The sequence below is a fragment of the Flavobacterium sp. KACC 22761 genome (genome assembly GCF_034058155.1).
GTDB lineage: Bacteria > Bacteroidota > Bacteroidia > Flavobacteriales > Flavobacteriaceae > Flavobacterium.
In genome coordinates, this window is the sequence record NZ_CP139148.1 from 4,015,847 (window position 1) to 4,037,186 (window position 21,340).

Annotated in this window: 23 protein-coding genes; 12 read left to right on the top strand and 11 right to left on the bottom strand. The window is 33.2% G+C overall.

Annotated elements, in window-relative coordinates; all coding sequences use genetic code 11:
* Window positions 1-104: 104 nt before the first annotated feature.
* Window positions 105-551 (bottom strand): hypothetical protein, encoded by a 447-nt coding sequence (locus tag SCB73_RS17345; RefSeq protein ID WP_320567452.1) that lies wholly within the window; start codon window positions 549-551, stop codon window positions 105-107.
* A gap of 132 nt (window positions 552-683) precedes the next feature.
* On the opposite strand from SCB73_RS17345, the gene SCB73_RS17350 reads away from it, so the two are divergent.
* The gene (locus SCB73_RS17350) at window positions 684-1,085 is read left to right on the top strand and encodes a glyoxalase (protein WP_320567453.1); all 402 of its coding nucleotides are present in this window, start codon (window positions 684-686) and stop codon (window positions 1,083-1,085) included.
* Between the two features lie 72 nt (window positions 1,086-1,157).
* On the opposite strand, the gene SCB73_RS17355 is transcribed toward SCB73_RS17350, so the two are convergent.
* Together SCB73_RS17355 and SCB73_RS17360 are read right to left on the bottom strand one after the other, a co-directional pair.
* On the bottom strand, window positions 1,158-2,900 hold the full coding sequence (locus SCB73_RS17355) for a DUF885 domain-containing protein (RefSeq protein ID WP_320567454.1): 1,743 nt from the start codon (window positions 2,898-2,900) through the stop codon (window positions 1,158-1,160).
* Window positions 2,901-2,969: 69 nt separating this feature from the next.
* Window positions 2,970-4,946: an alpha-ketoacid dehydrogenase subunit alpha/beta gene (locus SCB73_RS17360; RefSeq protein WP_320567455.1), complete on the bottom strand. Its 1,977-nt coding sequence runs from the start codon at window positions 4,944-4,946 to the stop codon at window positions 2,970-2,972.
* A 172-nt stretch (window positions 4,947-5,118) separates the two neighbouring features.
* On the opposite strand from SCB73_RS17360, the gene SCB73_RS17365 reads away from it, so the two are divergent.
* The 10 genes from SCB73_RS17365 (at window position 5,119) to SCB73_RS17410 (ending at window position 12,791) form a co-directional block, all read left to right on the top strand.
* On the top strand, window positions 5,119-6,069 hold the full coding sequence (locus SCB73_RS17365) for an isopenicillin N synthase family dioxygenase (protein ID WP_026729838.1): 951 nt from the start codon (window positions 5,119-5,121) through the stop codon (window positions 6,067-6,069).
* A gap of 111 nt (window positions 6,070-6,180) precedes the next feature.
* Window positions 6,181-6,513: a translation initiation factor gene (locus SCB73_RS17370; protein ID WP_320567456.1), complete on the top strand. Its 333-nt coding sequence runs from the start codon at window positions 6,181-6,183 to the stop codon at window positions 6,511-6,513.
* Window positions 6,514-6,636: 123 nt separating this feature from the next.
* Window positions 6,637-7,506, top strand: a complete 870-nt coding sequence (locus SCB73_RS17375) for a nucleoside phosphorylase (protein WP_320567457.1) — start codon at window positions 6,637-6,639, stop codon at window positions 7,504-7,506.
* A 279-nt stretch (window positions 7,507-7,785) separates the two neighbouring features.
* On the top strand, window positions 7,786-8,226 hold the full coding sequence (locus SCB73_RS17380) for a DinB family protein (RefSeq protein WP_320567458.1): 441 nt from the start codon (window positions 7,786-7,788) through the stop codon (window positions 8,224-8,226).
* 6 nt (window positions 8,227-8,232) lie between these two features.
* On the top strand, window positions 8,233-8,625 hold the full coding sequence (locus tag SCB73_RS17385; RefSeq protein ID WP_320567459.1) for a VOC family protein: 393 nt from the start codon (window positions 8,233-8,235) through the stop codon (window positions 8,623-8,625).
* Between the two features lie 109 nt (window positions 8,626-8,734).
* Window positions 8,735-9,208 carry a DUF4265 domain-containing protein gene (locus tag SCB73_RS17390; RefSeq protein WP_320567460.1) on the top strand — a complete coding sequence of 158 codons (474 nt, stop codon included), beginning with the start codon at window positions 8,735-8,737 and terminating at the stop codon, window positions 9,206-9,208.
* Window positions 9,209-9,260: 52 nt separating this feature from the next.
* On the top strand, window positions 9,261-10,112 hold the full coding sequence (locus SCB73_RS17395) for a substrate-binding domain-containing protein (protein WP_320567461.1): 852 nt from the start codon (window positions 9,261-9,263) through the stop codon (window positions 10,110-10,112).
* A 19-nt stretch (window positions 10,113-10,131) separates the two neighbouring features.
* Window positions 10,132-11,064, top strand: a complete 933-nt coding sequence (locus SCB73_RS17400) for a transglutaminase family protein (protein ID WP_320567462.1) — start codon at window positions 10,132-10,134, stop codon at window positions 11,062-11,064.
* Window positions 11,065-11,240: 176 nt separating this feature from the next.
* On the top strand, window positions 11,241-11,615 hold the full coding sequence (locus SCB73_RS17405) for a hypothetical protein (protein WP_320567463.1): 375 nt from the start codon (window positions 11,241-11,243) through the stop codon (window positions 11,613-11,615).
* A gap of 120 nt (window positions 11,616-11,735) precedes the next feature.
* Complete coding sequence (locus tag SCB73_RS17410) at window positions 11,736-12,791, top strand: linear amide C-N hydrolase (protein WP_320567464.1); 1,056 nt, start codon at window positions 11,736-11,738, stop codon at window positions 12,789-12,791.
* Window positions 12,792-12,860: 69 nt separating this feature from the next.
* Here the strand turns inward: SCB73_RS17410 and SCB73_RS17415 are convergent, their stop codons facing one another.
* Together SCB73_RS17415 and SCB73_RS17420 are read right to left on the bottom strand one after the other, a co-directional pair.
* The gene (locus SCB73_RS17415) at window positions 12,861-14,312 is read right to left on the bottom strand and encodes a glycosyltransferase family 2 protein (protein WP_320567465.1); all 1,452 of its coding nucleotides are present in this window, start codon (window positions 14,310-14,312) and stop codon (window positions 12,861-12,863) included.
* Window positions 14,313-14,587: 275 nt separating this feature from the next.
* Window positions 14,588-15,031 carry a PepSY-like domain-containing protein gene (locus SCB73_RS17420; protein ID WP_320567466.1) on the bottom strand — a complete coding sequence of 148 codons (444 nt, stop codon included), beginning with the start codon at window positions 15,029-15,031 and terminating at the stop codon, window positions 14,588-14,590.
* 133 nt (window positions 15,032-15,164) lie between these two features.
* On the opposite strand from SCB73_RS17420, the gene SCB73_RS17425 reads away from it, so the two are divergent.
* Window positions 15,165-15,572, top strand: a complete 408-nt coding sequence (locus SCB73_RS17425) for a VOC family protein (RefSeq protein ID WP_320567467.1) — start codon at window positions 15,165-15,167, stop codon at window positions 15,570-15,572.
* A gap of 75 nt (window positions 15,573-15,647) precedes the next feature.
* On the opposite strand, the gene SCB73_RS17430 is transcribed toward SCB73_RS17425, so the two are convergent.
* From SCB73_RS17430 to SCB73_RS17455, 6 genes are all read right to left on the bottom strand, one after another.
* Window positions 15,648-16,385, bottom strand: coding sequence for an SDR family oxidoreductase (locus SCB73_RS17430; protein ID WP_320567468.1), 738 nt, complete (start codon window positions 16,383-16,385; stop codon window positions 15,648-15,650).
* Between the two features lie 78 nt (window positions 16,386-16,463).
* Window positions 16,464-17,033 carry a Crp/Fnr family transcriptional regulator gene (locus tag SCB73_RS17435; protein ID WP_320567469.1) on the bottom strand — a complete coding sequence of 190 codons (570 nt, stop codon included), beginning with the start codon at window positions 17,031-17,033 and terminating at the stop codon, window positions 16,464-16,466.
* An 81-nt stretch (window positions 17,034-17,114) separates the two neighbouring features.
* Window positions 17,115-18,278, bottom strand: a complete 1,164-nt coding sequence (locus SCB73_RS17440) for a chromate transporter (RefSeq protein ID WP_320567470.1) — start codon at window positions 18,276-18,278, stop codon at window positions 17,115-17,117.
* Window position 18,279: 1 nt separating this feature from the next.
* Window positions 18,280-18,777: a hypothetical protein gene (locus tag SCB73_RS17445; protein WP_320567471.1), complete on the bottom strand. Its 498-nt coding sequence runs from the start codon at window positions 18,775-18,777 to the stop codon at window positions 18,280-18,282.
* A gap of 80 nt (window positions 18,778-18,857) precedes the next feature.
* Window positions 18,858-19,700: a chromate resistance protein ChrB domain-containing protein gene (locus SCB73_RS17450; RefSeq protein ID WP_320567472.1), complete on the bottom strand. Its 843-nt coding sequence runs from the start codon at window positions 19,698-19,700 to the stop codon at window positions 18,858-18,860.
* A 260-nt stretch (window positions 19,701-19,960) separates the two neighbouring features.
* Window positions 19,961-21,169 (bottom strand): PQQ-binding-like beta-propeller repeat protein, encoded by a 1,209-nt coding sequence (locus SCB73_RS17455; RefSeq protein WP_320567473.1) that lies wholly within the window; start codon window positions 21,167-21,169, stop codon window positions 19,961-19,963.
* Window positions 21,170-21,340 lie beyond the last annotated feature (171 nt).

Genomic DNA, 21,340 nt, shown 5'->3' on the forward strand with positions numbered 1-21,340 from the left:
ATCAACGATGTCACCCTGAGCGAAGTCGAAGGGCGCAAAGGGCTTCGACTTCGCTCAGCCTGACAAACTAGTTTAACGTGAAACTTGAAACTTGAAACAAAAAACTATTTTTTAATCTCTTCAAAAATAAACTTTGGGTCATTATAATTTAAGGTTCCCTGAATAAAGCACGGAAGACTCATATAAGTTCCAATTACTCCGTTTCCTGAAATTAGTTTATTGTCTTTTTTTAGAAATGCTAATGGAATTCTTTTCCAGCTCCCGCCATTTGAAATATAATGAAAATCACCTCTCAAAGTGTCTCCTTTAATATCTCCTCTTACATCGCCTGAATCTTTTCCAATTTGATGATATAGGATTTCATATCGGCCAAAAAAACGTTTTTCGTTGATATTAAGTGTCAATATAGCTGTGTCTTTTTGATGTACAGCACGATAAACAATTTCTTTATAACTGTTTTTATCTTCTTTTGAATTGCAAGAAACAATCAAAATCGAAACCAATAAAAGAAAAATTATAACTGTTTTATTCATTATGGTAGTATTCATCATATAAGTAATTTAAGCTCGATTAAAGAAAAACTTATAAACTTTTATTTGCTTATATGGTTCATTCTTTTTTTATTAAAAAACAAAAATAGACTATTTTGTATTTGATTTTTTCCTAAATTTAAAGAAAAACACATGGAAGCTAGAGACATTTTTTTAAGAGAATTCAGAGGCGAAACTTTAGGAACTGTAAGTGCTCAATCTTCCGCAGATGAGATTTTTCAAAATCAGACGATTAGGCCTATTTTAAAACTTCAAAATGATTTGTTTATTGCAGTTTTTATAAACTACATAAATAAAAACAAAGCCGATTTTTACTCCTATTCAGTCGAAAAGAAACTTCAGACGATTGAAAATTCCATTCAAAAAGATATTAAATTCAGAAATTCATTAAAGGGAATTGTAATGGCTCTTTTTACGCTTGAGGAATATGAAACGTATATTCAGAATTCATCAAGTTTAAATAAACGCATGATGAATTTGTTGATTGACCGATTGAAAAGTCAGGTGCAATTATTTGAGGTGGAATCGAATTAAAAAGAAAATCAGATAAACAAAAAAGGATTGACACTATTTGCCAATCCTTTTCTTCTTTTATATAATGCTGAATTACTCTTCTGAAAGCATTAATTTTTTTATATATTTAACCGGAGCGCTTCCAAAGCTTAAAAATTTCTCATGAAATTTTTTCAAGTTGAATTTATCGCTTTCTTGTTTTTTCAATTCTTCTCTTAAATTATAAATTTCCGTGTATCCTGTAAAATAAGAACACAATTGAACTTGTGATAAAGTTACTCGTTTCCATTTTCCTTCTGCTTCAGCTTGTTGTTGAAAAGCTTCTCTGGTCAGCAAAATCATGGCTTCTTCTTTAGACATATCTTTAGTGTGGACACTGTTGTCTAAAATAGTGTTGCAAGTCGTTCTTAAATTCCACTTATAATACATCAACCACATTTCGTCAGAATTTTTATAACCGCTTTCCAACATCATTTTTTCGGCATAAACCGCCCAGCCTTCGACCATTGCGCCATTTCCTAAAATAGATTTTATAATGCTTGGCGATTGATTGCTGTAAACTAACTGTGTATAATGTCCCGGAATTGCTTCGTGGATATTTAAAATCTGAAGAATATAATCGTTGTATTCTCTCAAATAGCTTTCAGCATTTTCTGGAGTCCAGCCAGACATACTTCCAACATTATAATAAGTATTTGCATTTTTATCATAAGGTCCAGGAGCCGAAATCGAAGCGCCAGCAACACCCGCCATGTATGCAGGTTCTTTGCGAACAACCAAAGGTTTTGATGGATCGATATATAATAAATCTTTCGCTTTTACATAAGCTGTAAGTTCCGGAATTTGCTTTTCAATTTCCGATTGGAATTTATCCGGCGTTGTATGATGAAGCGAAATTTTATCAATAACTTGTTTGATCAAATCTAGTTTATCAGCTGGTTTTGGAGCGTTTCCATTGTATTTTTTCCAAAGTTTATCAGCTAAAATGAACATTTTGTCATGAAGATCATTTTTATGATCAACAGCAATTTTGTAGATTTCATCAGCTGAATAACTTGATTGGATATCAAAATTGAATTTTTTAGCATATAAATCGGCGCCTAATCTAAAAGAACGAGGTGTTTTATTCGGCATATTTTTAAGCCATTCAGCGTAATCTTTGATAGCTTTTACAGATTTTTTTGCCTTATCCTGAATTTCTTTTTTTTCAGTTTCACTTAATTTGCTTTTGCTTAACGCCTCATTTAATTCTGCTTCAAAAACGGTTGAACCACCAATATTTTGAGCAATTGCTAAATCAGTATGTTCAATAGTTGGATTTTTAATGTTCTTTTTTGCCGCTTCGTAATAAGCGGGAACATTATTCATTTTAATGTTAAAAGTATGAAGACGAACTTCTGCGGCATCATATTTTCCGTTTAAAATTTCTGCGAAAGAACCACAAACATTATATTCTGCAGGATTCCATTCAGAGGATTTTAATTCGTTTATGCTAAAAATTGCCCCTTCAAGTTGGTTTTTAATCATCTGGAAGTCGGTTTTGTTATTGTCCGAAAGGCTTTCAATGTCATAATGTTTTAAAGAATCTAATTGTGCGTTGGCAAAATCAAGTTCCGCTCTTTTAGCATTGGCATCTGGCACAACCAAAATGCTGTCTAATTTATGATATCCTACTCCAGAAGCCCATCCTGGATAGATTTTCCATAAATCAGTAACAAAATTGTCTTTATACTTGTCAAATTTTTGATCTAACACTTTATCGACAGCAGTTTTGCTGTTTTTATTGCAGGAAATGAGCAATGAAACAGCAAGAATTGGAATAAGCAGTTTTTTCATAGTTTGGGTTTAAGTTGGATTTAAAGATAGAAAAAATGTTTTCTCTTCAAAACAATAGGTCTTTCTCGATTAATATTTCAATAAATCCAATAATGCTTCTTCAAAACGATCTTTTGCCAAAAATTGATCTTCCAAGGCTTTTGTAAACGGTATTGGAGAATCTAAACTAGCAACTCTTTTTACAGGGCCATCCAAAAATTCAAAACAGTTTTCCATAATCAAAGCCGAAATATCACTTGCTATACCGCCAAACATGGTGTCTTCTTGATAAATAATAGCTTTTCCAGTCTTTTTGACAGAAGCAAAAATAGCTACGGTATCAAGAGGTTGAAGTGTTCGTAAATCAATCAAATCGGCATCAATTTGTGGATTTTTTTCTAAAGTGTCTAAAGCCCAGTGAACCGTTGCTCCGAAAGCAATAATAGTCACCGAATTTCCTTCTTTGATCAAAGAGGCTTTTCCTAAAGGAAGTGTATAATAATCCGTTGGAACATCTTGATAAATACTTCTGTACAACTGTTTGTGCTCAAAAAACAAAACCGGATTTGGATCATTTATAGATTGATTCAATAAACCTTTTGCATCATAAGGAAACGCAGGATATACTACTTTTAAACCTGGAGTTTTGGTAAACCAAGCTTCGTTTGTTTGCGAATGAAATGGTCCCGCTTGTGTTCCTCCACCGCAAGGCATACGAACGACAACATCAGCATTTTCACCCCAGCGATAATGTGATTTTGCCAATAAATTCACAATAGGATTAAAACCTGTTGAAACAAAATCAGCAAATTGCATTTCGACAATTGCTTTGTAACCGTTGATTGACAATCCCATTCCAGCTGAAACAACAGCACTTTCGCAAATTGGCGTATTTCGAACTCTTTCTTTTCCAAAAGCATCTACAAATCCTTCTGTAATTTTAAAAGCGCCACCATATTCGGCAATGTCTTGCCCCATAATAACTAAGTTTTTATTGCGCCACATCGATTGTTCCAAACTATTTCGAATAGCATCAATAAAACGCATGTTTTTCACTTCTTCACCATGAGTATATTCTTCATATTCAAAAGGTTTATAAACATCATCTAATTCTCCGCTATAAGTTGGTACGATTTCAGGTTCTGCATTTGCAATGGCTAAATTTTCATCAATTTCTTGCTTGATTTCGTTATGAAGCTGCTCGTCGTATGCTGCTGTTAAGACTCCAGTTTCAGTCAAATATTTTCGATAATTTGTTACAGGATCCTTAACAGCCCATTCGTCCATTAATTCTTGCGGCACATATTTGGTGCCACTTGCCTCTTCATGCCCTCGCATTCTGAAGGTTTTGAATTCCAATAAAACAGGATGCGGATTCTCCTGCATTTCATTTTTTAATTGAGAAAGTTTATTATAAACCTCCAAGATGTTATTTCCATCAATAATGTGGCTTTCCATTCCGTAGCCGATGCCTTTATCAGCTAAGTTTTCGCATAAATACTGTTCGTTTGTAGGTGTCGAAAGTCCGTAGCCGTTATTTTCTATAACAAACATTACAGGTAATTTCCAAACGGCAGCAATATTTAAGGCTTCGTGAAAATCTCCTTCGCTGGTTGCGCCTTCACCTGTAAAAACTGCGGTTACTTTTTTATTATTCTGAAGTTTATCGGCTAATGCAATTCCGTCTGCAATTCCTAATTGTGGTCCCAGATGCGAAATCATTCCGATTATTTTATATTCCTGAGTTCCAAAGTGAAAACTGCGGTCTCTTCCTTTAGTAAAACCGTTTGCTTTCCCCTGCCATTGCGAGAATAAGCGATGAAGCGGAATATTTCTTGTGGTAAAAACGCCAAGATTTCGGTGCATTGGCAATACATATTCTGAATCATCCAGAACAGATGTAACTCCTACGGCAATAGCTTCTTGCCCGATTCCGGAAAACCATTTTGACACTTTGCCCTGACGAATCAGGATGAGCATTTTTTCTTCGATTAACCGAGGTTTTAAAATTTTCTTATATAAATCTAGTAATTGAGCGTCAGTCAGGTTTTCTCTGTAAAAGATCATTGGTTTATGTTTTTTATGATTTCAAATATAGAAAAATATAACAATTTTATTTGTTTTTGTTATAAAATTTCAATTTTTATATAACTTTTAAAATTCAATTCTAAAATATTCTCTACCTTTGTTTCTGAAAGGTTTTTCGACACCTTTCATCTTTAAATAAAAAATGTAAAGTATGCAAAACATTCCTAGTGTAGACTTACGTGATTTCCTTTCGGACGACCCGAAACGTAAACAAAAATTTGTAAATGAAATCGGCAGTGCATTTGAAAACATTGGCTTCGTAGCCTTAAAAGGTCATTTCTTAGATGATCAATTGGTAGACGAGCTTTATAGCGAAATTAGAAAATTTTTCGCTTTGCCAATAGAAACTAAGCATAATTATGAAATTCCTGGTATTGGCGGACAAAGAGGTTATGTATCTTTTGGAAAAGAACATGCGAAAGGTCGCAAAGAGGGAGATTTGAAAGAATTTTGGCATTTTGGCCAATACGTTGACAAAGATTCAAGATGGGCTTCAGAATACCCAGACAATGTTGAAGTAAAAGAGTTGCCACGTTTTAATGAAGTGGGAAAAGAAGCGTATCAAATGCTTGAAAAAACAGGTGTTTATGTACTGAGAGCTTTAGCTTTGCATTTAGGTTTAGATGAGTTTTATTTTGATCAATATGCAAAAGAAGGAAATTCTATTTTAAGACCAATTCATTATCCTCCTATTACTTCTGAGCCAGAAAATGCAATTCGTGCGGCTGCTCATGGCGATATCAACTTGATTACGCTTTTAATGGGAGCGCAAGGAAAAGGATTGCAAGTTCAAAATCACGACGGCGAATGGATTGATGCTATTGCGGCTGATGATGAATTGGTTATCAATGTTGGAGATATGTTATCTAGGCATACTAATAATAAACTAAAATCGACGATTCACCAAGTAGTAAATCCGCCGAGAGAACTATGGGGAACTTCTCGTTATTCTGTTCCGTTTTTTATGCACCCGGTGAGCGATATGCGATTGGATTGTTTGGAAAACTGTATTGATGCTGAAAATCCTAAGAAATTTGAAGATATCACGGCTGGAGATTATTTATACGAACGTTTAGTAGATTTAGGTTTAATAAAAAAATAAAAACTTAAATAAATTCAATATCAAAATTCCAAATTCCAGCTTTATTGGAGTTTGGAATTTAATTTTTAAATACTTTTATAGTTGGAATTTATTTTTTAGAATAAAAAAATTATGGACTTTAAAGATCAATTAAAAAACTTATTTCCTGATCATATTGAATCAAATGAACCAGAAGAAATTCAGGCAGAAGAACATGTATTATATGTTCAAAAAGAGCCTATGATTTGTAAATTTGAAAAACGCAAAGGAAAAGCAACAACAATTATCGAAGGTTACGAAGGATCTGACGAGGATTTTAAAATTCTTGCCAAAGAAATCAAGACAAAACTTAGCGTTGGTGGAACTTTTAAAGACGATTCAATCATCATTCAAGGTGATTATCGCGATAAAATCATGGCAATTTTAAAAGAAAAAGGATTTAAAACAAAACGTGTAGGTGGTTAAAAGTTTGCTTCGCCAATTCGGCTAAAGCCTCGTGTCAAGTTTAACGTTTCAGGTTTCAAGTTATGTGAATCTGAAAAAAAACTTAGAATCTTAGCAACTTAGAACCTTAGCATCTTAAAAAAAATGATACAAAACTCAGAATTAATACTTAACCCAGACGGAAGTGTTTACCATTTGAACCTTCGTCCTGAACATATTGCACAAGACATCATATTTGTAGGAGATCAAAATCGAGTGGAAAAAATCACTAAATTTTTTGATTCAATTGAATTTTCGACGCAAAAAAGAGAGTTTAAAACTCAAACTGGAATCTACAAAGGAAAGCGTCTTTCTGTAATTTCAACTGGAATTGGCCCAGACAATATCGATATTGTTTTGAATGAATTAGACGCATTGGTAAACATTGACCTAAAAACGCGTACACCAAAAGAAAAGTTGACTTCTTTGAATATTATCAGAATTGGAACTTCAGGCTCTTTGCAGGCAGATATTCCTGTTGACAGCTTTGTAATGTCAAAATTCGGACTTGGATTAGATAATATGCTTCGCTCCTATTTAATTGACGATGTTTCAAATGCAGCCATTGAAGATGCTTTTATCACGCATACCAATTGGGATATTAGAAAAGGAAGGCCTTATGCAATTGCATGTTCTGAAAAATTAGAGAAATTCATTGAATCAGATCAAATTTTCAAAGGAATTACAGCTACTGCTGGTGGTTTTTACGGGCCTCAGGGGCGTGTTTTGCGTTTGAATATTCAAGATGAAGAATTAAACAATAAAATGGATAATTTTGATTTTGACGGTACTAAAGTCACTAATTTAGAGATGGAAACGGCGGCTATTTACGGGCTTTCGGCGCTTTTAGGGCATAATGCATTATCCTTAAATGCAATTATTGCCAATCGCGCATCTGGAACTTTTAGTGAAGATCCTTATAAAGCTGTTGATGAACTTATTGCTTTTACGCTTAACAAACTGGCGGGGAAATAGTGGGACATATTTTTAGTCATATTTTACAGAGATTCTTTTTTGGTATTGGAGGTTTGATAAGATGGTGTTTTTTTCAATTGCTAAACGCATCTATTGAAGAAAAATACCCGAAAGATTTAGAATATTATATGGATTTGAAAAATCAAACTTTAGATAAAAATGGTTTTACTACAGCAAATAAAAACTTTTTTGCAGCAATATTCATTTTTGTAAGTTTTATTTTGTTGATAAAAAAAATTGAAGGATAAATATTTAAATCAATTCATAAGCAATTAATTCATGGAAAATGCATTTCTAAAATTTGAAAAATTATTAACGGAAAATGTAAACTTTTTTCCCGAAATTAGTCAAAATGTTTTAGAAGAAAGAAAACCTGGAAAATGGTCTAAAAAAGAAATTTTGGGTCATTTAGTTGATTCGGCGGTTCATAATTTGGTACGTTTTACTGAAATCAATTATGCAGAGAAGCCGTATAGACACAGGCCGTATAATCAAACAGATTTAGTAAATATAAATCAGTATCAGGAAATGGATATTGAGGAGTTGACCCAATTATGGTTTGTACTGAACAATCAAATTGTTAGGATTATGAAATCTGTTACTGAGGAAGCTTTGAATTATAAAATTGTTTTAAGTGACGAATCTGTTATCGATTTAAGATTTCTTATGACAGATTATGTTGAACATTTAGAACATCATATCAATCAGATAAAATCCTAAAAGGTTATGTTTTTAAGAGTTGCACGACACACCGATGATTTAAAAAAAATTGAAGATTTTTATGTAAATGTTCTTGGTTTTGAACAATTGGGAGAATTTCAAAATCACAATAATTATAACGGAATTTTTATTGGAAAATCAGGTTTAGATTGGCATTTTGAATTTACGCAGTCCAATAATAAAGCCAAACACACATTTGATGAGGATGACGTTATTGTTCTTTATCCGAAATCAATTTCAGATTACAACAGCCTGATAAGCAAACTCAAACATTATAATATCTCAACTATAACTGCAGCTAATCCATTTTGGAATGAAAACGGAAAAATGATCCAAGATCCCGATGGCTATCGCATTGTTATATCACCATTAAAAGCTGAAATCAGCGAAATTGAATAGAAAAATTAGAAAATTAAATAATTAGTCAATTTGAGAATTAGATAGTTCGAAACCATTGTCGAAATTACTAATGGATTGAGATAATTAAAAAATAATTTCAAATTAAATAATGACAGAAACACACAAAAAAATACTTTTTAAATATTACAGTGATTATTTGGAAGACAATGTTTCAGAAACCATGTGGGCTGAGATTATAGATTTAGAAAAAGGCCTTTTTAAATTGGATAATATCCCATTTTTTGGACCGCTTATTGCTACAGACGATTTGTTTTACGCTGAATTTGACGAAAAGGAAAATCGTTTTGTTTATAAAGAAACAATTGAAAATTCGGGCAATTCAATTGTCCAAGTTTTAATTTTAGAAAAAGGTTTTGATCAGGAAATCATTAGAGAAAAATTAAAAGCAATTAATTGCCAATCTGAAGGGCTGAATGAAACTTTATTTGCAGTTGAAATTGTTCGAGATGTTGATTATTCGCTTGTACGAAGTATTTTGAATGAATATGAAGCCCAAGAAATAATAGAATATGCTGAACCATGCCTTTCAGACAAGCATCGGGCAGATTTATTGAAAAACTAAACAAACAAACTTAGAATACGCATACCAAACTTAACTTAAACTTAAAACTGTAATGAAAACCGTAAATATTGTGGGTGTTCCCGAACACTTCAATTTGCCATGGCATTTATGCATTGAAAATGGCGAATTTGAAGCTGAAAATATTGATTTGCAATGGAAGGATATTCCGGAAGGAACGGGCAAAATGTGTCAGATGCTGCGTGATGGCGATGCTGATATAGCCGTGATTTTAACGGAGGGAATTGTCAAAGATATCTTGGCAGGAAATCCGAGTAAAATTGTCCAGATTTATGTGCAATCTCCTTTGATTTGGGGAATTCATGTTGCCGCAAAATCAGATTTTCAGACTGTAAAAGATTTAGAAAATAAAAAAGTGGCGATTTCAAGAATTGGATCTGGCTCGCAGTTGATGGCTTATGTAAATGCTGCTGAACAAGGATGGGAACAAGACGAACTGAAATTTGAAATCATAAACACAATTGATGGCGCTGTTGAAGCTTTAACAAATGGAACGGCAGATTATTTTATGTGGGAACGTTTTATGACAAAACCTCTTGTCGATAAAGGGATTTTTAGACGTGTTGGCGACTGCCCTACTCCATGGCCATCGTTTGTAATTGCAGTTCGAGATGAATTTTTGAAAAAAAATCCAAAAGTGATGGAAAAAATTCTTGAAGTGATCAATAAAACAACACAGGATTTTGCCCAAATTCCGAATATTGACAAAACATTAGCAGAGCTTTTTAAGCAAAAAAAAGAAGATATACGCGAGTGGTTAAAACTCACACAATGGTCTCAAAAGCATTTGAGCGAAAAAGCATTTATTAAAATTCAAAATCAGTTATTTGATCTGGGAATTATTGATAAAAAAAGTACTTTTGTTGAAACGGTAAAAGCGCTGTAACAATCGCTTTGATTATTTTATGATGAAAATTCCCAAAATTGACTTTCCGCAATTAAAATCCAAATTACAGGTAAAATCACCGTATGACAGGATTATTATTATGTTGTTGAGTCTTTTGATTACCATTCCAATTTTCATCATTCTGCATCAAAATCTCCGCGATTTAAATTGGGCTTTCAATTTAGATCGCGTCTTCATTTTTATTTTTGTCTTTGCAGCAATATTTTTTTTGCTGATGCTTCTCAGAACCATAATCATTCTGTGTGTCGCAGTTTATCTACTGGTCTTATTTTATGGAACTGTTATTGGAAATTATGGTTTTAGTGAAATATCTGAAGATTATAATTCGATGATTTACACCATGTCTGACAATCCGTATCCGCAAGATATTATTGTGGCAAAATTGCTTCCATTTCCAAACCGATCTAAAATTGTAAATGCGATTGAATATCAAAATCCAAAAGTGCGAAATTTTGCCATTATGAGCGCCAATAAACATTTTAAAGGCATTAGAGGATATTCAGATTATAGAACTATTATTCAGTGTTTTGCTGTTTTTAAGGAAATCAACGGACGTTGGAATTATGTCAATGATCCTAAAGATGGGGATTATATTGCGACAGCGAGCGAATCGTTAGAATACTTTTCTGGAGACTGTGACGATCATTCCATATTAATGGCCGCCGCAATTCGCGCTATCGGAGGAACTCCGCGACTTATCCACACAAAAGGGCATATTTATCCAGAAATATTGATAGGCTCTTTAATCGATTTGGAAAAGGCAAATTACCTTATCAAAAATGTGCTTTTTGTGAGAGAAAGTTACGGCAAAACAATACATTATCATATTGACGAGCGTGGCCAAGTTTGGATGAATCTCGATTATACGGCCACATATCCCGGAGGCCCATTTTTATACGAAGAAATCTTGGGAGAGCTTACGCTGAATTAAAATCGATCTTATAAACTGGTTTTATTGGTGCAAAAATTAATAAATCGTCACTTGTTAAATTGTCATTTCCTAGCAGATTCAAGGCTTTTCGACTAAATTTAAATATTTGATTACAAACGCTTTAAATATTGATTTTTTTTGTAACTTTTCCTGTCTAATTTTTTAATCGCAGAATTATGAAAAAATCTAAATTATTTATCTTCGGAATTTTATTATCAGCAGTATTAATTATTTCATGCAATAAAGCAAAAAGAAATGAATTAGTGAATTCTTGGAAAATTACCGAAATTGAATCTAAAAAAGGACCAATTTCAGATTCCATTAAACATGTAATTTTAACAGAAGGAAATTTAACATTTACTGAAGACGGAAAAGTAACAGGATATTTAACACAACCTATAACTGATGGTACCTACGCTTTGACAAAAAAAGGAACTAGTTTAGTGATTAAGGATGAAACAGGCACTCCGTATCCTTGTGTTAGCACAATTACAAAGGATCAACTTATTATTGAAGGGGAAGATTATAAATTTACGCTTAAAAAGATTTAAGCTTCCTTCACTCATAATAAACAATAACCACATATCATATCAAAACTCCTAAATGATCTCAAATTTTAGGAGTTTTTTATTTATCGACAATTTATTTCTAATAATGTAAAATTTAGCTGTATGAAAACAAAAAATAGCATTTTGATCGTTTTTGCTTTTTTAAGCGCAATATTATATAATGAAAAGGCTCTCGGCTGTACAAGAATCGTTTATCAAGGGCTGAATGGCACAATTCTTACTGCTCGTTCAATGGATTGGAGAGGTGAAATTCCGGCCAATTTGTGGGTTTTTCCAAGAGGAATGGAAAGGTTTGGTGAAGCGGGAAATAATTCGGTTAAATGGAAATCAAAATACGGAAGCGTTGTAACAAGTTCGTGGGATATTGCGTCGTCTGACGGAATGAATGAAAAAGGTTTAGTTGGAAATTTGCTTTGGCTTGCAGAATCTACCTATCCGCAATTTGAAAAAAACAGTAAAACTAAGGGCTTAGCGGTTTCGTTGTGGCTTCAATATGTTTTGGATAATTTTGCTACCGTTTCTGAAGTTGTAAATGCTTTAGGAAAAAATGACTTTACGGTAACATCGTCACATATTCCAGGAACTGATATTTTTGCCACCATACATTTGTCAATTTCTGATTCATCTGGTGATAATGCTATTTTTGAATACATAAACGGAAAACTCGTTATTCATCATGACAGAAGCTATGTTGCGATGACAAACTCCCCAATTTTTGATGAGCAATTGGCAATAAATACCTATTGGAAAAGTATTCCCGGAACCATTATGCTTCCGGGAACCAATAGAGCAGCCGACCGTTTTGTTCGTGCCCATTATTATATTGATGCGATTCCAAAAACAGATAATATAAGAACTGCGCTTTCCAGTGTTTTTGGCGTAATTAGAAATTGTTCTGTGCCTCTCGGAATTTCTTCGGCAACTGAACCCAATATTTCCTCTACAAGATGGAGAACCGTTGCGGATCAAAAAAATCTGGTATATTATTTTGACAATGTCTTAAATCCGAATGTGGTTTGGGTAGAATTCAGCAAATTGGATTTTAGCGAGAAAGCTAAAGTTCGAAAACTAAGTTTGGCCAATAATGAAAATTATTCTGGAGAATCTTCAATGAATTTCCAAGCTATGGCGCCATTTAAATTTGCAGGTTTAGATTAAAAATAAAAACCTTCAGAACTTTAGAGAAGGTTCTGAAGGCTTTTTGTATTTCATAAATTTTTAAATGAGCTAAGACAAACCACGCGTCAGCCATCCTTTTTTATTGGCTGTTGCAATAGCATAAGGCGTTATCCAAAATAAACTGAAAGTATAAAATATGCTATAAGAATAGGCCCAAAAAGCATCAGAAAAACTATATCTTTTAGCATAAAACAATACTGAAAAAGTTGATACGATCATAATGCTTAAAAGCGTTGAGCTAAAAAACAGCACGGGATGGACTGCTATAAAAAATAGCATAAATAACAAGAAAGGATATGACATAATTATTTTTAAAGACTGATTCAAAAATAAAAGTCTTGCACCAAATTTAGATTCGCTTCTAAAATCTTTAAAAACATACTGTGCCATCATGATATTCTCGCGTACATTGCTTCTTGCCCATCTTATAAACATTTTGTATAAACCTTTGTATTCTTCGGGAACATTTGTCAATACAAGCGCATTTCTTTGGAACAAAACATGAAGGCCTTGTTTTAAAATCATATTGGTCATGGCACGATCTTCGCCAATATCTGACGGTTGCCCCATAAAAGTTTGATTGATCCACTCTGGAAGACAAGCAAATACAGCATATCTCCTATATGCGGCTGCAGCGCCAGGCGTACATAAAACGGATTTCAGCATACTTTCGGCAGAACGCATAAATTCAAAACTCATTACAAAACTTACATTCAGCATTTTTGGCAACAAAGCTTTTTTATTATTCAAAACATGAACATTTCCAGCTACTGCGCCGCATTTTTCATCTACAGCAAACGGACTTACAAGATTTCGTAAAGTGTCTTTTTTTACAATTGAGTCACTGTCAACGGTTACAAAAACTTCACCCGTTCCTAGTTCAAATCCGCGATATAATGCGTGACGTTTTCCCTTATTTTCTGGTTGTTGGAAAATTTCAAGACGATCTCCAAGTTTTATTTTAGCTTGCTGCATCCAATACCAAGTATCGTCCTTGCTTCCATCATCAATGGCTAATAATTGAAGTTTTTGTTGAGGGAAATCACTTTCTGCAAGACTCATCAAGGTTTGCCAAACTAATTTCCCTTCATTGTACGCAGGAACAATTACAGTGCAAGTTGGCAATAAATCATCGGAAACAGATTCAATTGGTTTGTATTTGAAGTATAGATACAAATTATATAAAAATGAACCTGTTTGGAAAAAGAATAAAACGGTTGCTAAAATTAAGAATGGAAATCCCCAACTCGAATTTATCCTGTCTAATTGAAATTGATCAAAATCAGATTGGAATTTGTAAACTAAAAAAGCACCACCAAGCATCAATAAAAAAGTGCCTGCAAGTACTATAGTACCTAACGGACTTGATGTTTTTTCGTTTGCTTGGGTTAAGGATTTTGTATTGGGGTTAAAAATTGAACTTTTGGTTGATTGTTCTTTTGTACTGAGGATTTTATCAGAAGTATAAAATTGTTCTGAAGTAATTGTTTCACTTTTCATTTGGGCTATTGCTTTATTCGTAAAATGGCTTTTAAATTGATTTTTCTTGTCCGTTTTTGCGTTAAAAACAAATAAAAACGCAGTAAACAAGAAATCGACTCTAACCGATTTTACAAGCGTTGTGCCACAAATACTAAAAATTGAAAATGAGAGTTTTAGGAAATTTTAGCTAAAAAAAGAATGTGTAAACTTTACACAGGTGTAAAAAGTTTATACTTTAATTTTTTGAAAAAACCTCCAAAAATAAGGCTTTCCAGAGATTTTAAAAACGTTATTTACTGGATGTTATTGTTTTTGTCCTTTAGAATTTTTCCATCTTTTGAAAATTCCAAATCAATTGAGTTTGTCAAATCAACATCCAAATCTTTATGGCCGTAATCGATGTGCGTGATCTTTTCATTTGGATAGTTTTTTGAAATATAATCTCGAATATTGGACGGAATAAAATCGGTCGGAATTGGATTTTTCCCTCCGTCAACTTCCCGATACGAGCCATCTTTCCAAAATTCTACTTCGGTTCCATCTTTTAATTTGACTTCATAACCTTTTTCACCGTGTTCCGCATCTTTTTGAGCTTTAACGACAGTAGTATAACTAAAATATTTTTGAAGAAATTCTTGAGCTGGTTTTGGCAATTCTGTAGTTTCATTTTTTTTCTGGGCATTTGCCGTTAGCACTAGACTAAAAAACAATATGGCAATTATATGATATGTTTTCATGATTTCTGTCTTTTAAAATTTTGTATCTAGCTAATTTACAATAACTAACATTGGGTTCAAATGAATTTAAGAAAGCTTTAATTGTTTGCAGAATGCATTTTTAGTACATTTAACATCTTAAAACCAGAAAATTATGGAAGATTCAAACAAACAGAAAAACAATGTTGTTCCAAAAGTGACAGGCATTGGCGGTGTTTTCTTTTTTACAGAAAATCCAAAAGAAACCAGAGAATGGTATGCTAAAAATTTAGGACTCGAAGTCAATGACTGGGGTTCGACGTTTGAATCTAGAAATTTAGATAATCCAGAAATAAAAGAAGCGCTTCAATGGAATCCGTTCAAAAAAAATGATGATTATTTTTCACCTTCAAAAAAAGAATTTATGATTAATTATCGCGTTCAAAATATTGAAGGCCTTATAAGCAAATTAAAAGAAAATGGCGTAACCGTTTTAGATGATATTGCAACTTATGACTACGGCAAATTTGTTCATATTATGGATGCTGACGGCAATAAAATTGAACTTTGGGAACCGGTTTAATAAAACGCAACACAATAAAAGAAAAGCTCCAAGATCAATCGATTCTGGAGCTTTTCTTTATTCATAAACTTTAATTTACCATGGGCTTTCTTCACTTTCGTCTTCGATGTCGTTGCTGAAAAACTTTCCCGTTGGCCCGTTTTCATCTGTCAAAGTATGTTTGATGATAAAGCTTGCTGCGCTTTCGACACTTCCAGGTCCGTTAAAATTATTAAAATCGGTCGCAGTATAGCCAGGATCAATTGAATTGACCTTAAATGGCAAATCTTTTAATTCAAAAGCCAAAGTCACTGTAAAAGCGTTTAAAGCTGCTTTTGATGAAACATACGAAACCGCTTTAAACGGATAATATTTCCAAGTTGGGTCACTGTGCAAAGTAAGTGAACCAAGACCAGATGTAATATTGCTAATTCTCGGACTTTCTGATTTTTTTAGCAAATCAAGAAATGTTTGAGTCACTCTAATTACGCCAAAGAAATTTGTATCAAATGTGTCTTGTATATTTTCAATTGAAGTTGTTGAAGAACCTTGTGGCATTGCTCCCAGAACGCCTGCATTATTGATCAAAATATCAAGTTTGCCTTGTTCTTTTTCGATACTATTTTTAGCCGCTGCAACGCTTTCCTGATTCGTAACGTCAATTTGGATTGCTTTTATGTCTTCAAATCCGTTTTGAGTTAATTCGGCAACTACTTTTTCTCCTTTTTCTAGATTTCGGCTTCCTAAATAAACAAATAAACCTTTTTTAGAAAGCTGTTTGACTATTTCTAAGCCAATACTTCTGTTTGCACCTGTAATTAATACTGATTTCATTTTTTTCGTTTTAAAATTATTAATACAAAGTTGCAATCCTAAAAAATAAGAACATTTGCCAAATGACAAAAAAGCATTTTAACGAATATTTTTTCTGATTCGGCTTAACGACGACTGCGTGATTCCGAGGTAAGAAGCTAAATAAGAAAGCGGAATTCGATTGATGACATTCGGGAACATTTTCATAAAAGACAAATAACGTGTCGTTGCATCTTCTGCAACTAGCGGACTTCTTCGGGCAACTTTCTGAATCAAAGCTTTTGAAATTATTTTATGAACAATGGTGTCCCAACCAATTATGGTGTCTAACAATTCCTGCCAATCTTTTTTTGAAAAAACAATGATTTTACAATCTGTAACTGCTTGTACATAACACGACGAACAAATGCCATTATCAAAACTTTCTAAATCCACAACGAGATTGTTTTCCTCGATAAAGTATTTTGTAATTTCTTCGCCTTTATTATCGTAGTAGCAAACGCGCATTATTCCGTCGATAATAAAGCCAACTTCAGTCGCGACTTTTCCTGCTTCAGCAAAATAGTTCTCTTTGCGAATGTCCTTTTCTTCTCCTTTTGATAAAATTAAATCAATTTGCTGCTGATTCAAATTGCCAAACTGCAATATGTAATTTACTAATTCTTTCATATGCGAAAGTTAAGCATAACTTTTTGGCGAGAATTTGTCATTTGGCAAAAAATAATGCAGATGTTTTTTTTTTGCTCTGAATTAAATCAATTTTATAAATACGCCAATAATTCCTGCAATTAAAATGATATAAGGTTCTTGAATTTTTTTGTAATAAAGCAAAGCTCCAATTGTCAAAATAGCAATTAATGCAGTTGGAATATCAACAATACTTCTTGAAGCAATGACAATAACAGATCCTACCAAAGCGCCAATTACAACGGCCGTAATTCCTTCAACAAAAGCTTTAACCGATTTATCGTCAGCAATTTTTTTGAAATATGGCGCCAACAAAATGGTGAACAAATAACAAGGAAGAAAAGTTGCCAGAGCAGCAACTAATGCACCAGAAAATCCATATACCAAATAACCAATGAATCCAACTGTAATCACTACAGGCCCAGGTGTTATCATTGCAACTGCAACTGAATCAAGAAATTGCTGTTCAGTCAGCCAATGATTTTCGGCTACTACGCCCGAATGCAGGAAAGGAACAATTGCTAATCCGCTTCCAAATACGAAAGCGCCGGCTTTTGCGAAAAAAACTGCTAATTTTAAAAGTGTTGATTCTTCATAATTCCATAAAGCAAATTGAAACAAAACCAAAGAATTTGTGGTTTTGAAGTTCCACCATTTTGGAGGAGCGGTCACAATCATATAAAATAATCCCGCTAGTATAAAAAGCAAAACTTGCTCCTTTTCAGTTATATACGTTACAATAGTTGCAGTAAAAAAGAAAACCCAAAGCAACCATTTTGATTTAAAAGATTCCAGATTGAATTTGCCAATAGATTTCAATGTAAGCTTATATGAACTCAATGCTATAATTCCGACCACCGAAGCGCCAACGCCATAAAATACAGCCTGAATCCAAGATAAACCACCATACAATTGGTAAATAATACCCAACGCAATTACCATTAAAAAAGAAGGCAATATAAAGGCAAAACCCGCTAAAGTTGCTCCTAAAAAGCTATAATGAACAAACCCAAGATAAATTCCTAATTGTGCCGCAAGTGGTCCCGGTGCAAGTTGTGCTAGTGCCAATCCTTGCTTGTATTCCTCTTCTGTGATCCATTTTCGGTCTTCGACTAAATCTTTGTGCATGTATCCCACTAAAGCGACTGGACCTCCAAATCCCGAAGTTCCTAATTTTAGGAAATAAAGCGTCAATTGCAACAGGCTGTATTTTGATGTTTTTTCCATTTTAAAAAGCAATTCCGAATTGAAAACCTATTGTAAAAGTAGCTGGATGATTATTTCCAAAACGAACCGGCAAAGGAACGGCGGCATAATAACTACAAGTTTTGTTTTTAATGATTGTTTTATTTAAAACTGGGGTAAAACCATATCTTCCGCTGGTTTCAAAGGCTGCTCTTCCTGCAAAAGTGTAGCCTTTTCCTAATGCCACTAAAACTCCCGGATGAAACAATAAATTTGTTACTTTGTCGGTTCCGTTGTCGTCTTTGATGTTCGGAACAAATTCAAGTGAGAATCCTATTTTTTCGCTTTTCCAGATGTTGATTCCTGTTGGAAATCCTACCGCATAATAATCTCTGAAATTCACAGTTGTTTCTTCGCTACTAAATGTAACGATGGGGTGCATAATGCCAAAATAGCCTGTTATTTTTGGGTAAACAGTCTGAGAAAAAACAGAAAAACTGCAAAAGAATACTGCAAAAAGCAAAGTCGATTTTAAATACATTGTTTTAGTTTTGGTTATAAAACAAAACTAAGGGCTTCTACCCTTTTAAAATAGAATCAAATTTACCTTTTGTATAGGATTTACTTTTTTGCTTTTTTTCGATAAGCCGAAGGATTTTTTCCTGTGTGTTGCTTGAAAATTCTCGTAAAATGACTTTGATCTGAAAAGCCTGTCATATAAGCTATTTCGGTTAATGAGTGCGTTGAATTTGCAATAAGATGAATTGCTTTTTCAATACGAAGTTTTCGAACATATTCGCCAAAATTCAAATCTTCAAAATGTTTTGAAAATTCTCGGGATAAATATGAGGGATTCAAATCCAGTTCATTAGAAATCTTTTTTAGATCAAATGCAAACTGAGCATCAATTTGATCCTGAATCATCTCTTTTAAATCTTTGACCCAAGCAGGTGTTTTGGCAGATGATTTTTGATCTTTTAAAAACTTATTATAAACTTCATGAAGCAAATTTTCAAAAGGGCTATTCTGCAAATGATTTTGTTTGTAAAGATGCGTTGCCCAGCTGTACAGAGCATCGTATAAAATCATTCCTGTTTCTAGAAGTTGATAATCATTGGTAATATTATAAGAAAGTCCAGCAGAAATCGCCCAAAGTCCCGCCGATTCTTTTGCAATATCATGTCGGTCGGTATCTGCGCCACGAACAATTCCGGCAATAATTGAAATTGCAGGATCCTGTATTTCGTATTTTTTAATGATATAATCAAAAGTACATTGATCTTCATAATGCGTAAATTCAACATCTGGAATATCAAACGGAATTGCATTCAATTCTTTTGCTTTCTCTATAACGACATTAAAAGGAACATAAATGAATTCGGCTTCACGATCAACAAATTTGCGTATTAGCCAAGGACAGGCAATTCGGTCTATTTTTGGGCGCTCTCTCGTAATCCATTTCATGTGATAAATCTTAAAAATTTTGGATGCTCAAATCTAGTGAAATCATTTCATTTTAATAATCTAAAATTTAGGATGATTTTCTTTATTTACAACGCTAAGTTTTAATTTAGTTAATATAAAATAGTTATTTGAAATTCAGTACTTTGCATTTTATTTGTTGTTAATAAAAATCCCTGATGGAAATGTAATAATTGATTCTAGCGAATGGGAATTTATGGCGAGAAATAAAAAAAACTCCTTAGATTCTAAGGAGTTTTTTTCTATCGAATAATTTTAATAAATGCGCTATAAACATCATCTTTTATAGATGTTCGCATATAAAACATGTTTTCATCCTGTTCTTTTAAATCATATTGAATCAAGCCTGCGTCGCAATAGTACAACAGTAGATTATCATCAGTTGGAAACTCAATATTTGAAATTGGCATGGTTGTCAATTTTTTATCTAATACGACTTCCCCATTATCTAGAAGAATTTGAAAAAGCTTTTTTCCGCGCGTATATCCCCATAAATTATCATTTTCTTGAGTAATATATTCTATATTGTCATTTGTAAAATCGGTTTTCCAAAGTTGTGTTCCCGTTTTTGAATCTACACAATACACAGAAGTAGTATTAGTACCTTGGGCGGCAAAATAGATTTTATTGTCTTTGCAGAATATTCGATTCTTTACATTGTTCTGATTTTCATCAAATTTAAATTCCCATACAACATCTGATTTATTTGAACTTAAAGCATAAAGCGTGTTTTTTTCATTGGCTACAAATACATTTTGGCCATCTGTAACGGGTTTTCCGGTTATAGCATCATCAAAAGTTTTTTGATAGATTACTTTTCCAGTATTGGCGTCAAAACAATAAAAATTAGCCGCACTTTGAGTAAAAACTTTGTTGTCAAAAAACAAAACTGGTGCATGATTAACTTCGGCATCTAGTTTGTAGCTCCATGCTAAACTTCCGTTTTTGATGTCAAGGGCATAAATATTACTGTTTTGATTTTGGGTAGTAATATATAATTTTCCGTTACTTATCGTTGGAGCTTGATCTTTTAAAACAATTTGATCTGTGTAATTGCCAATTCTTGATTTCCAGAAAATTGCGCCTGTTTGATTATCAATGGCAAAAATTTCACCGTTGATAAAAGGAACATAAACAACGCCATCTTGAAGTGTTACGGCATTTGCACACATTTCAGTATGAGAATCCGACGCTTTTACAGTCCAAACAATGGTTTCAGATTCTAAATCAAATGAAAAAAGAGTACCGTCATAATCATAAAGCAAGATTGAAGCTTCGTCTAATGGAACTTTTTTAAGCGCGCTTAAAGCTTTGTTGGTAACAATGTCGCTCGAAGTTAATGTTTTACTGTTGGGATCAATTGTTGGATTAGGTTTTGCTGTAGGTGACGCTTGACCAAACATATTTATAAAAGTAAATACAAATAAAAGCGTTGTTAGTTTTTGTTTCATTTTTAAAATTTTGATTTTATAGTTTGATTTGGGGAATCATTGGCGTAAAAAATGTAACTAATTAAATTGAAAATTATTATTTTAGAATCGATTAATTCAAAACAATTCAATGAAATTGATGGAAATAAACCGACCAATATCTATGCCAAATATAGTAAAAAAGTATTATCG

What these genes read in the sequence shown, in the direction of transcription:
- SCB73_RS17345 (WP_320567452.1), bottom strand. Translation starts at nt 551, where the DNA reads ATGATGAATACTACCATAATGAATAAAACAGTTATAATTTTTCTTTTA.
- SCB73_RS17350 (WP_320567453.1), top strand. Translation starts at nt 684, where the DNA reads ATGGAAGCTAGAGACATTTTTTTAAGAGAATTCAGAGGCGAAACTTTA.
- SCB73_RS17355 (WP_320567454.1), bottom strand. Translation starts at nt 2,900, where the DNA reads ATGAAAAAACTGCTTATTCCAATTCTTGCTGTTTCATTGCTCATTTCC.
- SCB73_RS17360 (WP_320567455.1), bottom strand. Translation starts at nt 4,946, where the DNA reads ATGATCTTTTACAGAGAAAACCTGACTGACGCTCAATTACTAGATTTA.
- SCB73_RS17365 (WP_026729838.1), top strand. Translation starts at nt 5,119, where the DNA reads ATGCAAAACATTCCTAGTGTAGACTTACGTGATTTCCTTTCGGACGAC.
- SCB73_RS17370 (WP_320567456.1), top strand. Translation starts at nt 6,181, where the DNA reads ATGGACTTTAAAGATCAATTAAAAAACTTATTTCCTGATCATATTGAA.
- SCB73_RS17375 (WP_320567457.1), top strand. Translation starts at nt 6,637, where the DNA reads ATGATACAAAACTCAGAATTAATACTTAACCCAGACGGAAGTGTTTAC.
- SCB73_RS17380 (WP_320567458.1), top strand. Translation starts at nt 7,786, where the DNA reads ATGGAAAATGCATTTCTAAAATTTGAAAAATTATTAACGGAAAATGTA.
- SCB73_RS17385 (WP_320567459.1), top strand. Translation starts at nt 8,233, where the DNA reads ATGTTTTTAAGAGTTGCACGACACACCGATGATTTAAAAAAAATTGAA.
- SCB73_RS17390 (WP_320567460.1), top strand. Translation starts at nt 8,735, where the DNA reads ATGACAGAAACACACAAAAAAATACTTTTTAAATATTACAGTGATTAT.
- SCB73_RS17395 (WP_320567461.1), top strand. Translation starts at nt 9,261, where the DNA reads ATGAAAACCGTAAATATTGTGGGTGTTCCCGAACACTTCAATTTGCCA.
- SCB73_RS17400 (WP_320567462.1), top strand. Translation starts at nt 10,132, where the DNA reads ATGATGAAAATTCCCAAAATTGACTTTCCGCAATTAAAATCCAAATTA.
- SCB73_RS17405 (WP_320567463.1), top strand. Translation starts at nt 11,241, where the DNA reads ATGAAAAAATCTAAATTATTTATCTTCGGAATTTTATTATCAGCAGTA.
- SCB73_RS17410 (WP_320567464.1), top strand. Translation starts at nt 11,736, where the DNA reads ATGAAAACAAAAAATAGCATTTTGATCGTTTTTGCTTTTTTAAGCGCA.
- SCB73_RS17415 (WP_320567465.1), bottom strand. Translation starts at nt 14,312, where the DNA reads ATGAAAAGTGAAACAATTACTTCAGAACAATTTTATACTTCTGATAAA.
- SCB73_RS17420 (WP_320567466.1), bottom strand. Translation starts at nt 15,031, where the DNA reads ATGAAAACATATCATATAATTGCCATATTGTTTTTTAGTCTAGTGCTA.
- SCB73_RS17425 (WP_320567467.1), top strand. Translation starts at nt 15,165, where the DNA reads ATGGAAGATTCAAACAAACAGAAAAACAATGTTGTTCCAAAAGTGACA.
- SCB73_RS17430 (WP_320567468.1), bottom strand. Translation starts at nt 16,385, where the DNA reads ATGAAATCAGTATTAATTACAGGTGCAAACAGAAGTATTGGCTTAGAA.
- SCB73_RS17435 (WP_320567469.1), bottom strand. Translation starts at nt 17,033, where the DNA reads ATGAAAGAATTAGTAAATTACATATTGCAGTTTGGCAATTTGAATCAG.
- SCB73_RS17440 (WP_320567470.1), bottom strand. Translation starts at nt 18,278, where the DNA reads ATGGAAAAAACATCAAAATACAGCCTGTTGCAATTGACGCTTTATTTC.
- SCB73_RS17445 (WP_320567471.1), bottom strand. Translation starts at nt 18,777, where the DNA reads ATGTATTTAAAATCGACTTTGCTTTTTGCAGTATTCTTTTGCAGTTTT.
- SCB73_RS17450 (WP_320567472.1), bottom strand. Translation starts at nt 19,700, where the DNA reads ATGAAATGGATTACGAGAGAGCGCCCAAAAATAGACCGAATTGCCTGT.
- SCB73_RS17455 (WP_320567473.1), bottom strand. Translation starts at nt 21,169, where the DNA reads ATGAAACAAAAACTAACAACGCTTTTATTTGTATTTACTTTTATAAAT.